The 14,899-nt window shown below is 72.1% G+C and carries 13 protein-coding genes; 5 read left to right on the plus strand and 8 right to left on the minus strand.

The features are described 5' to 3' along the window. Nucleotides 1–187: 187 nt before the first annotated feature. Together O7614_RS19115 and O7614_RS19120 are read right to left on the minus strand one after the other, a co-directional pair. Complete coding sequence (locus O7614_RS19115) at nt 188–1,474, minus strand: MFS transporter (protein ID WP_278139827.1); 1,287 nt, start codon at nt 1,472–1,474, stop codon at nt 188–190. Nucleotides 1,475–1,579: 105 nt separating this feature from the next. Beyond that, a complete protein-coding gene (locus O7614_RS19120; protein WP_278139828.1) occupies nt 1,580–2,140 on the minus strand; it encodes an NAD(P)H-dependent oxidoreductase in 561 nt (186 codons plus the stop codon). A gap of 138 nt (nt 2,141–2,278) precedes the next feature. On the opposite strand from O7614_RS19120, the gene O7614_RS19125 reads away from it, so the two are divergent. Beyond that, nucleotides 2,279–2,752 (plus strand): MarR family winged helix-turn-helix transcriptional regulator, encoded by a 474-nt coding sequence (locus O7614_RS19125; RefSeq protein ID WP_278139829.1) that lies wholly within the window; start codon nt 2,279–2,281, stop codon nt 2,750–2,752. Between the two features lie 12 nt (nt 2,753–2,764). Here the strand turns inward: O7614_RS19125 and O7614_RS19130 are convergent, their stop codons facing one another. The 6 genes from O7614_RS19130 to O7614_RS19155 all read right to left on the minus strand — a co-directional run bounded on the left by O7614_RS19130 (nt 2,765) and on the right by O7614_RS19155 (nt 9,743). Next, complete coding sequence (locus tag O7614_RS19130) at nt 2,765–3,265, minus strand: anthrone oxygenase family protein (protein WP_347404359.1); 501 nt, start codon at nt 3,263–3,265, stop codon at nt 2,765–2,767. A gap of 49 nt (nt 3,266–3,314) precedes the next feature. Further along, nucleotides 3,315–5,054, minus strand: a complete 1,740-nt coding sequence (locus tag O7614_RS19135) for an IucA/IucC family siderophore biosynthesis protein (protein ID WP_278142308.1) — start codon at nt 5,052–5,054, stop codon at nt 3,315–3,317. Between the two features lie 101 nt (nt 5,055–5,155). Further along, a complete protein-coding gene (locus O7614_RS19140) occupies nt 5,156–5,794 on the minus strand; it encodes a GNAT family N-acetyltransferase (protein ID WP_278139831.1) in 639 nt (212 codons plus the stop codon). After that, nucleotides 5,791–7,068 carry a lysine N(6)-hydroxylase/L-ornithine N(5)-oxygenase family protein gene (locus O7614_RS19145; RefSeq protein ID WP_278139832.1) on the minus strand — a complete coding sequence of 426 codons (1,278 nt, stop codon included), beginning with the start codon at nt 7,066–7,068 and terminating at the stop codon, nt 5,791–5,793. Before O7614_RS19145 ends, O7614_RS19140 begins: the two co-directional genes overlap by 4 nt. A 24-nt stretch (nt 7,069–7,092) precedes the next feature. Beyond that, nucleotides 7,093–8,631, minus strand: a complete 1,539-nt coding sequence (locus tag O7614_RS19150; protein ID WP_278139833.1) for an aspartate aminotransferase family protein — start codon at nt 8,629–8,631, stop codon at nt 7,093–7,095. An 80-nt stretch (nt 8,632–8,711) separates the two neighbouring features. Further along, on the minus strand, nt 8,712–9,743 hold the full coding sequence (locus O7614_RS19155) for an ABC transporter substrate-binding protein (RefSeq protein ID WP_278139834.1): 1,032 nt from the start codon (nt 9,741–9,743) through the stop codon (nt 8,712–8,714). 158 nt (nt 9,744–9,901) lie between these two features. Here O7614_RS19155 and O7614_RS19160 point away from each other — a divergent pair, with 158 nt between their 5' ends. Genes O7614_RS19160 through O7614_RS19175 form a run of 4 tightly spaced genes read left to right on the plus strand, consistent with a single transcriptional unit; the run spans nt 9,902 to nt 14,860 of the window. Further along, nucleotides 9,902–10,930, plus strand: a complete 1,029-nt coding sequence (locus O7614_RS19160) for an iron chelate uptake ABC transporter family permease subunit (RefSeq protein WP_278142309.1) — start codon at nt 9,902–9,904, stop codon at nt 10,928–10,930. Next, on the plus strand, nt 10,927–11,973 hold the full coding sequence (locus tag O7614_RS19165) for an iron chelate uptake ABC transporter family permease subunit (RefSeq protein ID WP_278139835.1): 1,047 nt from the start codon (nt 10,927–10,929) through the stop codon (nt 11,971–11,973). The genes O7614_RS19160 and O7614_RS19165 overlap by 4 nt, the downstream gene beginning before the upstream one ends. A 29-nt stretch (nt 11,974–12,002) precedes the next feature. Further along, nucleotides 12,003–12,815, plus strand: a complete 813-nt coding sequence (locus O7614_RS19170) for an ABC transporter ATP-binding protein (RefSeq protein ID WP_278139836.1) — start codon at nt 12,003–12,005, stop codon at nt 12,813–12,815. Continuing rightward, a complete protein-coding gene (locus O7614_RS19175) occupies nt 12,812–14,860 on the plus strand; it encodes a penicillin acylase family protein (protein WP_278139837.1) in 2,049 nt (682 codons plus the stop codon). Before O7614_RS19170 ends, O7614_RS19175 begins: the two co-directional genes overlap by 4 nt. Nucleotides 14,861–14,899: the final 39 nt, after the last annotated feature.

The following is a 14,899-nucleotide window of genomic DNA, read 5'->3' on the forward strand; positions in this document are numbered from 1 at the left end:
GCTGTGGCAGTGGTCGGCGCGATCGGCGCTGTGGCAGTGGTCGGCGCGGTCGGCGCTGTGGCAGTGGTCGGCTCCTTTGGAGCTGATGTCACAAACGAATCGGTTGCCGGCCGTGCCGCCCGAGTCGTCGCACCGGCCGGATCGTCGCCACCGTTTGAATCGTTTACGGCATCAGCTCCATAGCGCCTCAACCACCAACGCTGCCGTCGGCCGGTGCCGGGAGCAGGCCGGGGTGGCCAGCCGAACGCTCCGCGCCGGCGCGGCGGACCGGGCTGAAGAGCCCAGCGACCGCCACCAGTAGGCATCCCACGCCCGCCGCGGCGGTGACGGCCGCGACCCCGAACCGAGCGGCGGCCCAGGTCAGCACGACCGCGCCGGCCGGGCCGAGGGCGTAGTGCGTGCTCCAGAACGCCGACGTCACACGGCCGAGCAGGTGATCGGGGGTGATCTCCTGGCGTAGCGACATCGAGCAGATCCCGCCGACGCTGAGACAGCACAGGTACACCGCGGTCAGCGCGGTGACCGCCGGCACGCTCGTCGCCATGCCGACGCCCGCCACCGCGAAACCGCAGACGGCGTGCGCGCCGATCCAGGTCGCGCCGAACCCGCGTCGTCGGCGCAGCGGGGCCACCAGCAGCGCACCGGCGACAGTGCCCAGCGCCGCCAGCCCGAGCACCGTGCCGACGGTGCCCTCGGAGCCGCCGAGGTCGTGGGTGACGTGGTAGATCAGCACGTCGACGAAGCCGTACGTGAGGAAGATGAAGAACGACAACAGGACGGTCAGCGCGCGCAGGACGGGCTGACCCCACAGGAACCGCGCCCCGGCCAGGAACTCGACCAACGGGCGCTCCCGGGCCACCACGGCGGCATCGACAGGCGCCGGTCGCAGACGGATCAGCCACAGCCCGGCGGCGGAGAGCGCGAAGCTCGCCGCGTTGACGGCGATGGCGGTCGCCGGGCCGAAGCGGGCCGCGACCACACCGGCGAGCAGCGGCCCGAGGACGGCGGCCGCCGCGTACGTCGCCTGCAACCGGCCGTTGGCCTCGGTGATACGGTCCCGGTCGACGAGGTTGCGGACGGCGGTCACCGCGGCGACCTGGAACACCATGCCGGCCGCCTCGCAGAGCGGCAGGACGACGAAGAGCAGCCACACCTGTGGTCCGGCGAGCCACGCCAGAGGCACCAGGGCGTAGAGCAGCAACCGGGTCAGGTCCGCCACGATCATCAGCGTGCGGCGGTCGTACCTGTCGACCAGTACCCCGCCGAAGATCCCGGCGGCGACCGACGCCGCACCGGCGACGGCGGTGAGCAGGCCCATGCGCGCCACCGACCCGGTCGCCTGGAGCACCAGCAGCGGTACCGCGAGGTAGGCGAACGAGTCGCCGGCCGCCGAGAGCGACTGCGCGACCCAGTACGTGCCGAAGGTGCGGTCCCGCCAGAGTGGAGCCCGGTCCGCGCCGGCAGGTCGGCCCATGGCGCCGAGGGTAGTACGCACGGCAGATCCGGTTGGCCCGCACGTACGGGGCACGGCGACGGCCGCGGGAACGAACCCGCGGCCGTCGCCGAAGAGCTTGAACGGTCAGCTCTTGCGCAGCGGGGCGAGCGCGGCGCTCCAGGCGACCACCTGGTCGAGCGTGGTGGTCAGCGCGTCCTGCTGGAACGGGCCGGGCTTGAAGGTGCTGAAGTTCTCGAAGTCGGTGAAGAGCGACAGCGCGACCTGCGAGCGCACGTCCGCCATCTGCAGCTCACCGGAGATCAGCCGCAGGTGCTCCACGGCGCGCGCGCCGCCGACCGAGCCGTAGCTGACGAAGCCGACGGCCTTGTTGTTCCACTCGGCGTACAGGAAGTCGATGGCGTTCTTCAGGGCACCCGAGGTGGAGTGGTTGTACTCCGGGGTGACGATGACGAAGCCGTCGTACGAGGCGATCGTCTCGGCCCACCGCTTGGTGTGCGGCTGGGAGTACTGGCCCATCGAGGGCGGGTACGCCTCGTCGAGGTGCGGCAGCTGGTAGTCGAGCAGGTCGACCAGCTCGTACTCCGCGTCGGAGCGCTGCTTGGCGATCTCGAGCACCCAGCGGGCGACGGCCTCCCCGTTCCGCCCCGGGCGAGTGCTGCCGAGGATGATCCCGATCCTGGTCATGTGTGGCGCCTTTCCAGAGGGTCTTACCTGACGGCGAGAACGCTAACCGGTGCTTGATTGGTCAAGCAAATACCTTGCCTATGGTCGTAGTCACACGGAGGGTAACCATTTGCTCAGTCAAACAAGTATGATATGAGGATGTCCAACCCCTCCGCGCAAACTCCGCAACCCCTCACCCCTGATGAGGAGGCCTTGGTCCGTGCCCTCGGCCAGGTGATGTACGTGTTGCCCCGCGCGATCGACACGGACATGGTCGGTGACCGTCAGCTACCACTCACCGAGTACACCGCCCTGATGAACCTGTCCGAGGCACCGGACCGGCGGCTGCGCATGCACGAACTGGCCGCGCTCTGCTACCTCTCGCTCAGCGGGATGACCCGTACGATCATCCGGTTGGAGACACAGGGCCTGGTCAAGCGGGAACGGTGCGAGGAGGACGCCCGGGGCTGGAACGCCGTCCTCACCGACGCCGGCTTCGCCCGCCTGGAAGAGTCCTGGCCGAGCCACCTGGCCGCCGTACGCCGCCGGTTCCTCCAGCACTTCGAGGGTCACGACCTGGCCCGATTGGCCCGCGCGTTCCGGCAGGCCGGCGCGGCGGAGACGACCGACTGAGCCGTGACCGGCTCAGCCGGAGTGCCGTCCGGCCACCAGCAGAGCCCAGGCCAGCAACCCGAACGCGCCGGTCGACGCTATGGCCCGGACCACGTTGGCGCGTACCCAGGTGGTCTCGAAGCGCTCCCGTAGGGCCGCGAGGTCGGTGACCCGGTCGACGTCGCCGGCACGGGCCAGCACGTTGTTCAGCGGCACGTTGACCACCGCGGTGACACCGAGCACCACCAGGTAGGCCAGCAGCCCGGCGACGACCCAGGGCAGCGCAGCCCGGCGGTCGGCGCCCAGGTGCAGCACCGCCGCCAGCAGCGTGAACAGCAACGCGCCACCGAAGCAGACCGCGAACCACCCGTTGAGGATGGACTCGTTGATCCGTTGCATGGCGAGCACCAGCGTCCGGTCGTCGGCACGGCCCAACCCCGGCATGACCGCGTACGCGAAGGCGGCGAACAGCCCGGCGGTCAGGCCGGTGGTCACTGTGGCGGCGAACAGGCTCACGGTACTCAGCAATCCCATGGGCACCATTGCACCCGTCGACACACCTCCTGACCAGACCTGATCTCGGTCACCGGGCCGGGGCGTGGGCGGCGAGCGGGTTGGTGAGGGTGCCGACGAACTGCAGTGCCGCCGACGGGTCGGCCAGGTCGATCATCTGCTGGTTGTCACGCAACTGGAGTCGGTTGAGGCAGGACAGCGTGAACTCCGGTGCGAACAGGTCGTAGTGGCGGACCCGCTCGGCCAGGTGCGGCACCCGGTCGAAGTAGTCGGCGGCGCAGGCCGCGACCGTACGCCAGAGGTCGTCCTCGCCGATCACTCCGGCCTCGACCAGGACCGCGTTGAGGTGGCGCAGGAAGCAGTCCACCACGTCGGTGAAGATGGTCAGCAGCTTCGTGTCGTCGGGCACCTCGACCCGGATCCGCTCGACCGCCTCCGGCAGCTCGACGTCGGTGCTCATCACCGCGATTTCCTCGGCGATGTCCTTGAAGATCACCCGCTCGACGGTGTCGTGCTCGTCGAGGACGAGGATGACGTTCTCGCCGTGCGGCATGAACGCCAGGTCGTGGGCGTAGAAGCTGTGCAACAACGGGGTGAGGTAGGCGTCCAGGTAGCGGCGCAACCACACCTCGGGCGCCAACCCGGACCGGGCGATCAGCGCCGCCGCCAGCGACCCGCCCTCGCTGTCCACGTGCAGCAGCGCGGCCATGGTGGACAGCCGACGCCCCGGCGCCAGGTCGGGCACCGGGCTCTCCCGCCACAGGGCGGCCAGCATCTTGCGGTACGGGGAGGTGCGGTCGGTCGCCGCCTCGTACTGCCGGTGCCGGTAACCCACCGCGGCCCGCTCCCGGATCACGGTCAGACCGGTGCCGGTCAGCACCTCGTCGCCCGCGATCAGGTCGGCCAGCCAGTCGTTGATCGCTGGGGTGGCCGCCATGTACGCGGCTGACAGCCCGCGCATGAAGCCCATGTTCAGCACCGACAGCGCGGTCTTCACGTAGTGCCGGCCCGGCTCGCTGACGTTGAAGAAGGTGCGGATGGACTGTTGGGCCAGGTACACGTCCGGTCCGGGGCCGAGGTGCACCAGCCGGCGCTCGGCCAGCTCCCCGGCGAAGGTGACGGCCAGCTTGTTCCACCACTGCCACGGGTGGGCGGGGATCAGGTGGTAGTCGGCCAGGTCCAGACCGAGATCGGCCATCGTGGCCGCGAACCGGGCCCGGGTGAGCGCGTCCAGCTCGCCCTCGATCAGGGTGTCGTAGTCGAGGTCGGCCGCGCTGCTGAACGTCGCGTGGTCGCGGTGCGCGGCGAGCCACTCCAACCGGACCGGGGCGGCGACCTCCGGGGCGTAGCTGTGGTACTCGTCGACGCCGAAGCCGAGGCGGCCGTTGTTGGCCACGAAACAGGGGTGGCCCTCGGTCATCGACGTCTCGATGGTCTGGAAGTCGGCCTCGGCCAGCTCGGCGGCGTTCGGCGCGGCCTGGGCCAGCTTGTACGCGCTGCCGGCCAGCGTCGAGGTGATCTCCTCCAGGTAGACCGGGAGCACCCGCGCGGAGAGCCCGAGGGTGCCGCGCAGCTCGACGACGAGGTCCACCGCGTCGGGTGGCAGCGACGTGCCGGCGCGGTGCCGGGTGATGCTGTCCGCGTCGATCTGCCAGTGCTCCAGGGCGAGCACCCGCGCGGCGAACCGGTAGGTGACCGAACCGTCGTCGCTGCCGACCTCGTACCACTGTCGGTCGTCGGGGCCCGACACGGGCTGCGGGGTGAGCAGCCGTTCGTGGGTGAACTCGGCGAGCGCCTTGCGGACCAGCAACCGGTTGGCCCGCGCCCAGCGTTCCGGGGTGAGGTGGCCGACCGGGTTTGCGGCGTCGTGCCCGGTGGTGGTGGGCGTCGAGGTGGGGGCGGCGGTGGTGGTCACGCCGGGGCTCCTTCGGTTCGGGTGGTGGCAGCGCGGTCGGTAGTGGCGCGGTCCGCGGCGGCGCGGTCGGCGGCGGCGCGGTCGGCGGCGGCCTCGAACTGGGTTCGGGTGCAGACGCTGAGCAGGGCGTCCTTCTCCGGCTTGGCGATCGGGCCGACGACCTCGAAGCCGACGGCCGCGTTCAACGCGTGCACGGCGGTGTTGCGGACGTCCGGTTCGACCACCACCCGCCGGGTCGTCGGGTCGGCGAAGAGCCACGCCATGACGGTGGTCAGCACCGCGCGGGTGAAGCCGTGCACCGGGGTGCCGACGGGTGCGCAGAGGAAGTGCATGCCCACGTCACCGGGTTGGTGGGCGTAGAGGCCGACCACCTCGACGTGGGCCGGGTCGTAGCGCTCGGCGAGGAAGGCGGGACTCCCCCGCCACAGTCCGAGGTACGCGTCGTGGTGCGGGTGCGCGGCGATCCGCCGGTACTCCTCGGCCACCTGGGCCTGGTCGGCGTCCTGCATCAGCCAGAACGCCGCCTTCGGGTGGGTCACCCAGGAATGCAGCAGCGCGGCGTCGGCGTCCGGATCGAGCGTACGCAGGGCGAACTCGCCGAGCCGGTCGTCGACGCGGGCGAAGACGACCGTCACGACGGGACCCCGAACTCCTGGAAGGTGATGCTCTTCTCGATCGGGTAGTGCTCGCGGCCGAGCAGCTCGCGGATGATCCAGGAGTTGCGGTAGGGGCCCATGCCCAGGTCCGGTGACGTGATGCTGTGCGTGTGGGTGCCCGCGTTCTGCAGGAAGATGCCCCGCCCGCCGTGGTCGATGCTGTAGTTGCGGGCCACGTCGAAGCGGCCGTGCGCGTCCCAGCGGATCCGGTCGCGCACCGGTTCGAGGAACTCCGGCACCCGGTAGTGGTAGCCGGTGGCGAGGACCAGGCCCTCGGTGCGCACCGTGAAGTCGCGCTCCTGCTCCACCTGACGCAACCTGAGGGTGTACGCCCCGTCCTGGTGGTCGGCGCCGACCAACTCGCTGTTGGTGAGCAGGCGGGTGTTCACCGGCCCGTCGACGCTGTGCGCGTACAGCAGGTCGAAGATGTCGTTGATCAGGTCGGAGTTGATCCCCTTGAACAGGCTCTTCTGCTCGGACTCCAGCCGGTAGCGGGTCTCCTCCGGCAGCGCGTGGAAGTAGTCCACGTAGTCCGGTGAGGTCATCTCCAGCGTCAGCTTGGTGTATTCGAGGGGGAAGAACCGTGGCGAACGGGTCACCCAGTTGAGCTGGTAGCCGTACCGGTCGATGTCACCGAGCAGGTCGTGGTAGATCTCGGCGGCGCTCTGCCCACTGCCCACCACGGTGATGCTGCGCTTGGTGCGCAGCGCGTCGCGGTGCTCCAGGTAACGGGAGTTGTGCACGGCGTCGCCCGGCAACCCGGCGACCGCGTCGGGCAGGTACGGCGGGGTGCCGGTGCCGAGCACCAGGTGCCGGGCCCGGTACTCCACGGTCTCCCCCGCGCCGGTGCTGGCTCGCACCACGTACCGCTCGTCGGCGGAGTCGAACTCCACAGTGGTGACCGTCTGACCGAAGCGCAGGTTCGGCAGTTTGGCCGCCGCCCACCGGCAGTACGCGTCGTACTCGCTGCGCAGCGGGTAGAAGCTCTCCCGGATGTAGAACGGGTAGAGCCGGCCGATCTCCTTGAGGTAGTTGAGGAAGGAGTACGGCGACGTCGGGTCGGCGAGGCTGACCAGGTCGGCGATGAACGGCGTCTGCAACCGGGCCGACTCCAGCAGCATGCCGGGGTGCCAGGCCAGACCGGGGCGGGCCTCCAGGAACACGCCGTCCAGGTCGTCGATCGGCGCGGTGAGGCAGGCCAGGCCCAGGTTGTACGGGCCCAGCCCGATGGCGACGAAGTCGTGGGTGGACATACGGCTCTCCAGGCGCGGTCGGCGTCAGCCGACGTGGCAGGTCAGGTCGGCGGCGGTGTGCTCACGCACGTACCGGCCGGCGTGGTGGGCGATCAGTTCCAGCACGTGGTCGACGTCGTCGATCGTCGTCGCCGGGTTGAGCACCGTGAACTTCAGGAAGTGGTGACCGTCCACCCGGGTGCCGGCGACCACGGCGAGGCCGGACGCCGCGAGGGCCTCCCGGGCGTGCAGGTTGGCCGCGTCGGCCAACTCCCGGCCGGGGCCGGTGGGCAGGTAGCGGAAGACCACAGTGCTCAGTTCGGAGCGGGTAACCACCTCGAAGCGGGGGTCCTCGCTGACCAACTGCCAGGCGTCGGCGGCCCGGTCGACCACCTCGTCGAAGAGCGCGCCGAGCGCGTCCGGACCCATCACCCGCAGGGTCAGCCAGAGCTTCAGCGCGTCGAAGCGGCGGGTGGTCTGCAGGCTCTTGTCGACCTGGTTGGGGATGCGCTGCTCCACCATCCGGGCCGGGTTGAGGTAGTCGGCGTGGTACGTGGCGTGCCGCAGGGTCCGCCGGTCCCGAACGAGCAGCGCGCTGGAACTGACCGGCTGGAAGAACGACTTGTGGAAGTCGACGGTGACCGAGTCGGCCCGTTCGATGCCGTCGAGCAGGTGCCGGCGTGTCGGCGAGACGAGCAGACCGCAGCCGTACGCGGCGTCCACGTGCAGCCACACGCCGGTCGCCGCGCAGATCGCGGCAAGCTCCGTCAACGGGTCGATGGAGCCGAAGTCGGTGGTGCCGGCGGTGGCGACGACGGCCATCACGACCAGTCCGGCCTCCCGGCACCGGGCGATCTCCGCGCTCACCGCGGCCGACCGGATGCGTCGACGGCTGTCGGTGGGGACCGCGATCACCGCGTCCGGGGCGAGCCCGAGCAGCTTGGCCGATTTCTGCACGCTGAAGTGACCGGCGGCAGAGGTGAGCACCCGCAGCCGGGGCAGCAGCTCGGCACGGGCCGCCGGGCCGATCGCGGCGACGCACGCCTCCTCGCGGGCGAGCAGCAGCGCCTGGAGGTTGGACTGGCTGCCGCCGCTGGTGAAGACACCGTCGGCGCTGGGGCCGAGCCCGATCCGCGCGGCGGTCCAGTCGATGAGCCGCCGCTCGATCAGGGTCGCCCCGGCGCTCTGGTCCCAGGTGTCCAGGGACGAGTTCACGGCGCTGAGCACCGCCTCGCCGAGCAGCGCCGGGATGGCCACCGGGCAGTTGAGGTGGGCGAGGTAGCGGGGGTGGTGGAACCAGACGGCGTCGCGCAGGTAGACGTCCTCCAGCTCGTCCAGCGCGGCGCCGGCATCGCCCAACGGTCGGTCCAGGTCAACCCGGTCGACCAGGGGTGCCAGCTCGGCCGGGGTGATCCCGGTGACGGGACGATCGACGGTGGCGACCCGGCGGGCGACCCGGTCGACCCCGTCGGCGATCGTCCGCCGGTACTGCTCGACCGAACCGTCATGCAGCAGGTGGGCGCGCGCGACGGCCGGTGTCGGTGACGGCGCGGTGGTCTCGACGGGGTACGTCGGCACGGTCACGGGATGTCCTTCCACGTTCTCGACGAGGGCAGCGAGGACCCAACCGGGGCGCGGCGGTGCGCCCCGGGGTGCTGGGTGGTTCAGCTGACCTTCTTCGCGTTCCGGATGGCGGTGGCGAGGTTCTCCAGCAGTGGCGCGGAGCCGGCGTACGAGAAGCGGGGCACCGCGTCCCATGGCGTCACCTGGTTGGCCTTGACCGCCGGCAGTTGCTGCCAGGTCGGCTTGGCGGTGAGGTCCTTGGGTTGCAGGGCGGTGCTGCGGTTGTCCAGCAGGATCAGGTCGGCCGGGAACTTGGCGGTGTTCTCCCAGCTCAGTGCCTCGAAGTAGTCTCCGGCTTCGAGCTTGGTGGGGACCACGATGTCGACGCCCAACTCGGCGAAGTACATCAGGTCGGTGCTGACCTTCGGGTTGGAGACGTAGAAGAGGTCGGGGCTGCCGGAGCAGGCCATCACCTTGATGCCGGGGTTGGCCTTGACCGCCTGCCGGACCGCCTCGGCGGCGGCGTCGAAGCGGGCCTTCGCGTCGGTGACCTTCTTCGCGGACAGGTCCGCGCCGAGCGACTCGGCCAGCGCGGCGTAGCGCTCGATCGGCTTGGTCATCGGCACCCGGGCGGTGGTGATCGCCACGCTGGGCGCGAGCGGGAGGATCTTGGCCTTGCTCTCGTCCGGCACGTACCAGAGCGCGTCCGGGTCGTACATGTGGGTGACCAGCAGTTCGGGGCGCAGCGCCGCGTACTTCTCCAGGCTGAACTCGCCCCACACGTTGCCGAGGATCTCGACGGCCTCGATGTTCAGGTCGCCGGCCTGCGGGTCGGCGGTGCCGTCCGCCCGCCTGGTCTCACCGAACACGCCCACGAGCTGCTTGTCGAGACCGAAATCGATCAGTGCTGCCGCCACGCCGGTGAAGGCCACCACGCGGGTCGGCCGGGCCTTCGCCTCCACCTTCGTGGCCCGGTCGTCGGTGAACGACCAGGGGCCACTTCCGTTGTCGGCGGCGGGCTTCGCGGTGTCGTCAGCGCCACAGGCGGCGAGCAGGGTGGCCAGCGTGGCGGCACCACCGGCGGCCAGGAGGCCACGGCGGGAGAGGCGACGTGCGGACAGGGCATCGGGCATGGTGTTGTCTTTCGATCAAGGGTTTGGTCGGACTCGACCAGGGCAGCGGGGTTAGGTTAGCCTAACCTCGGTCATTGTCAACAGCGGTTCGTCGCGCCACCACCACTCCGGAGCCCACACTGGACGCCACACCCACCGTCACCAGGCCGGCACCACACGTGCCGGACCGGGGCCCGGCCGTCACCCCGGCTCGGCGCGGCCGTCGGACGGTCCGCGCCGCCGGCCTGATCGCCGCCGTGACACTGCTCGGAGTGATCGTGGTGCTCAGCATCGCGGTCGGCGCGAAGGCCATGCCGCTCACCGACGTCTGGTCCGGCCTGCTGCACCGCGACGCCAGCGAGTACGCGGTGGTGCACCGGATGCGCCTGCCGCGTACCCTCCTCGGGCTGCTCGCCGGCGCCGCGCTCGGCGTCGCCGGCGCGGTCATGCAGGCCCTCACCCGCAACCCCCTGGCCGACCCCGGCCTGCTCGGCATCAACGCCGGGGCGTCCGCGGCCGTCGCCACCGCCGCCGCCTTCCTGGGCGTCACCGCCGTCGGCGGGTACGTCTGGTTCGCGTTGCTCGGCGCGGCGGTCGTGACCGCGCTCGTCTACGCCGTCGGCGGCGGACGTGGCGCCACCCCGGCCCGCCTCGCGTTGGCCGGCGCGGCGCTCAACGCCACCCTGTACTCCTACGTGAGCGCGGTGATGCTGCTGGACACCGCCTCGCTGGACCGGCTGCGGTTCTGGACGGTCGGCTCGCTGGCCAGCGCGGACACCGCGACCGTGCAGCGGGTGCTGCCGTTCATCCTGGTCGGTCTGCTGGTCGCGCTCGGCGCGGCCCGCCCGCTGAACGCGCTGGCGCTCGGCGACGACGCGGCGCGGGCCCTCGGTGCCCGCCCCGCGCTGATCCGCGCTGCCGTGATCGTGGCGGTCACGCTTCTCTGCGGCGCGGCGACCGCCGCCTGCGGGCCGATCGTCTTCGTCGGTCTGCTCGTGCCGCACCTGGTCCGCGCCCTGACCGGCCCGGACCTGCGGTGGTTGCTGCCGTACTGCGCGGTGCTCGCGCCCGCGCTGCTGCTCGGCGCCGACGTGCTCGGCCGGGTGCTGGGTCGGCCGGGAGAGCTCCAGGTCGGCATGGTGACCGCCGTGCTGGGCGGCCCGCTCTTCCTGTGGCTGGTCACCCGCTCGAAGGTGGCCCACCCGTGAGCGGGCGCACCACGACGACGGTTCTGCGTACCCCCGGTGGTTTGTCGCTGCGGTTCCGTCCCCGTGCGCTGGCCGTCGGCGTCGGCGCGGCGCTGCTCGCGGTCGGGCTCGGCCTGGTCGCCCTGGGCAGCGGTGACTATCCGATGGGCCCGACCGACGTGCTGCGCACGCTCGTCGGCGGTGGCACGCCCGCGGAGCAGTTCATCGTGCACGAGCTGCGCCTGCCCCGACTGGTCACCGCCCTCCTCGTCGGCGCGGCACTGTCGCTGGCCGGCGCGGTGTTCCAGTCGCTGGTCCGCAACCCGCTGGGCAGCCCGGACATCCTCGGCTTCACCCAGGGCGCGTCGGCCGGCGCGCTGGTGGTGGTCGTCCTCGGCGGCAGCAGCCTGGCCCTCGCGGGCGCGGCGGTCGCCGGTGGCCTCGGCACCGGCCTGGTGATCTACGCACTCGCCTGGCGACGCGGTGTGCACGGCTACCGGCTCATCCTGGTCGGCATCGGCATCGCCGCGATCCTCACCGGAGTCAACGGCTATCTGCTGACCCGGGCGCCCCTGATGGACGCCGCCCGCGCGGTGCTCTGGCTCACCGGCAGCCTGGACGGGCGGGGCTGGGCCAACGCCGGGCCGCTGCTCGCCGTCCTGGTCGTGGTGGCGCCGCTGGTCCTCGTCGTCTGCGGGCCGGCGCTGCGGATGATGGAGCTGGGTGACGACACCGCCAGCGCCCTCGGCGTGCCGGTGCGCGGGCTGCGCCTGACACTGCTCGCGGGGGCGGTGCTGCTGGTCTCGTTCGCGGCCGCCGCTGCCGGGCCGGTGTCCTTCGTGGCGCTGGTCGCGCCACACGTGACGAAACGGCTGACCCGGGCGCCCGGCCCGAACCTGCTGCCGTCGATGGCCGTCGGAGCGGCGCTGCTGGTCGGCGCCGACCTGCTCGCCCAACGCGCGTTCCCCGGGCACCAGCTTCCGGTCGGTGTGGTGACCGGAGTGATCGGCGGCGGCTACCTGGTCTGGCTGCTGGCGATGGAACGCCGGGCGGGTCGGCTGTGAACACCCGTGACGCCCTCGAAGGAGCACTCATGCACCCCGGCACGTCCCGGCTCGGCGGCACCGCGCTGACCCTCGCCTACGACCAGCGCACCATCGCCGAGAACCTGACGGTCGCGGTGCCCGACAACTCGTTCACGGTGATCATCGGTCCGAACGCGTGCGGCAAGTCGACGCTGCTCCGGGCTTTGTCCCGGATGCTGCGTCCGAGCGTCGGCGCCGTGCTGCTGGACGGGCGCGACATCCACGACCAGCCGGCCCGCAGTGTCGCCCGCACGCTCGGCCTGCTCCCCCAGTCGTCGATCGCACCGGACGGCATCAGCGTCGCCGAACTGGTCGCCCGGGGTCGCTACCCCCACCAGGGACTGCTACGGCAGTGGTCGCGTGAGGACGAGCGGGTGGTCGACGAGTCGATGGCCGCGACCGGCGTCGACGACCTCGCCGACCGGCCGGTGGACGAACTCTCCGGCGGGCAACGGCAGCGGGTCTGGATCGCCATGGCGCTGGCCCAGCAGACCCCGCTGCTGCTGCTCGACGAGCCGACCACGTACCTCGACATCGCCCACCAGATCGAGATCCTGGACCTGTGCGCCCGCCTGCACGAGGAGCAGGGACGCACCCTGGTCGCGGTGCTGCACGACCTGAACCACGCGGCCCGCTACGCGACCCACCTGATCGCCATGCGCGACGGACGCGTGGTGGCCGCCGGAGAACCGGGGTCGGTGGTCACCGCCGACCTGGTGGCGGAGGTGTTCGGGCTGCCCTGCCGGGTCATCGACGACCCGGAGACCGGCACCCCGCTGGTCGTCCCCTCCGCCCGCCGTCGCGCTGTCGAGCCCGCATGAGCGCCCGGCGTTTCCGCGACCCGTGGGGGGTGCCGCACCTGCGGGCCGACGACCCCCTCGCGCTGGTGGCGGCGCAGGGTCGGGTGACCGCGTACGACCGGGCCTGGCAGATCGAGGTGGAACGACACCGCTCCCAGGGCACCAGCGCGGCCTTCCTCGGCGTGGACGCGCTCGACTGGGACCGGTTCGCCCGGCGGGTACGACTCGACGACACCGCACGCCGCTGCCACGCCGCGCTCGACCCGGCGACCGCCGACTGGGTGGGCGCCTACGTCGACGGGGTCAACGAGGGCCTCGCCGCCGGGGCGGCCCGCGCGCCGGAGTTCGCCGCCACCGGGCTGAGCCCGGGCCGGTGGGAGCCGTGGACGCCCCTCGCCGTCTGGTTGGGCCATCACATCCTGTTCGCCGGGTTCCCGAGCAAGCTCTGGCGGGAACACGTGGCGCAGCGGCTCGGCCCGGACCTGGTCGACGCGTTCGCCACCGACGGACCGGCCGTCGCCGGCAGCAACGGGTGGCTGCTCGCCGCCGACCGCACCGGCACCGGGGCCGCGCTGCTCGCCGGCGACCCGCACCGGTTCCTGGAAGATCCGGGCGTCTACCAGCAGATCCGGTTGGCCTGCCCGCAGTACGACGTCGTCGGGCTGGCGGTGCCCGGCGTGCCGGGCATCGCGCACTTCGGGCACACCGGTCCGGTGGCCTGGGCGATCACCAACGCGATGGCCGACTACCAGGACCTGTACGCCGAGCGGCTGCGCCGGCAGGACCGGGAGGTGCAGGCGCTCGGCCCGGACGGCTGGCAATCCGTGCACCGCCAGGTCGAGACGATCGAGGTGGCCGGGGCGGACCCCGTCGAGGTCGAGGTGCTGGAGACCGATCGGGGTCCGGTGATCGTCGGCGGGTCCGGCGACGAGACGGCGATCAGCCTTCGCTACCCGCCCCGGGTCCGCGCCGAGCTGGGTTTCGCGGCGCTGCCGGAGCTGCTGCGGGCCCGCACCGTGGCCGATGTGGACCACGCGCTGCGGCACTGGGTGGAGCCGGTCAACGTGGTGCAGGCGGCGGACACCGCCGGCGGGCTGCTGCACCGGGTCGCCGGGGCGGTTCCGGTACGGCATCCGGACAACGGCCGGCGGATCGTCCCCGGGTGGGACGACGCGTACACCTGGCAGGGGTGGTACGCGCCGATGCCGCGCGCCGACGTGGTCGGTCGGGCGGTGATGGCCAACGAGCGCGGCCTGGCGGCACCACTGGGGGTGGAGTTCTCCCCGCCGCATCGGGCGCACCGGATCGCCGAACTGCTCGACGCCGGTCGGGGCTGGACGGCCGACGAGATGGCCACCGTGCACACCGACACGTACCTGGGCTCGGCCGGGCCGCTGCTGGCGGTGCTGGCCGAGTCGGACGGGCTCAGCCCGGCAGCCGCCGCGCTGCGCGACCGGCTGCTGCGCTGGGACCGGCGGATGACCGCCGACAGCGCCGACGCGGCGGCCTTCGCCACAGTGCGGGCGGCTGTCGTCCGCCGGATCGCCGCCCATCCGGCGCTGGCCGAGCTGGCCGAGCCGCCCGCGTACCCCGAGGTGTTCGCGCCCTGGTTGACGGTGACGCCGCGCGTCGGTTACGCACTGGAGCACCTGCTCGGCGGGCGTCCGCTGCCCGGCGTGGACGCCGCCGCGGCGGTGCGCGCGGCGGTCGAGGAGGTCGCCGGGGCGGCGGCCGGGCAGGTGCGCTGGGGTGACCTGCACCGGCTGGCGGCCTGGCGGGCGCTGCCCGACCCGGACGCCGGCCCCGGCGCGCGACTCGACGGCGACCACGACTGTGTGCTGGCCACCTCGAGCGTGCCCGGGGTCACCCACTGGTGTTTCCGGGGGCCGGCGGCGCGTTTCGTCTGGGATCTGGCCCGGCGCGAGGACAGCCGCTGGGTGGTCCCGCTGGGCGCCTGCGGGGTGCCCGGCGACCCGCACCACGACGACCAGAGCGCCGCCTGGCTGACCGGACAGCTGGTGCCGGTGCTCACGGACTGGGAGCAGCTGACCGAGGAACGGGATTGACGCGGGCCGGCCGCCGTCGGGGTGCCCGAGGTACCCCGA

The organism is Micromonospora sp. WMMD961 (assembly GCF_029626145.1).
GTDB lineage: Bacteria > Actinomycetota > Actinomycetes > Mycobacteriales > Micromonosporaceae > Micromonospora.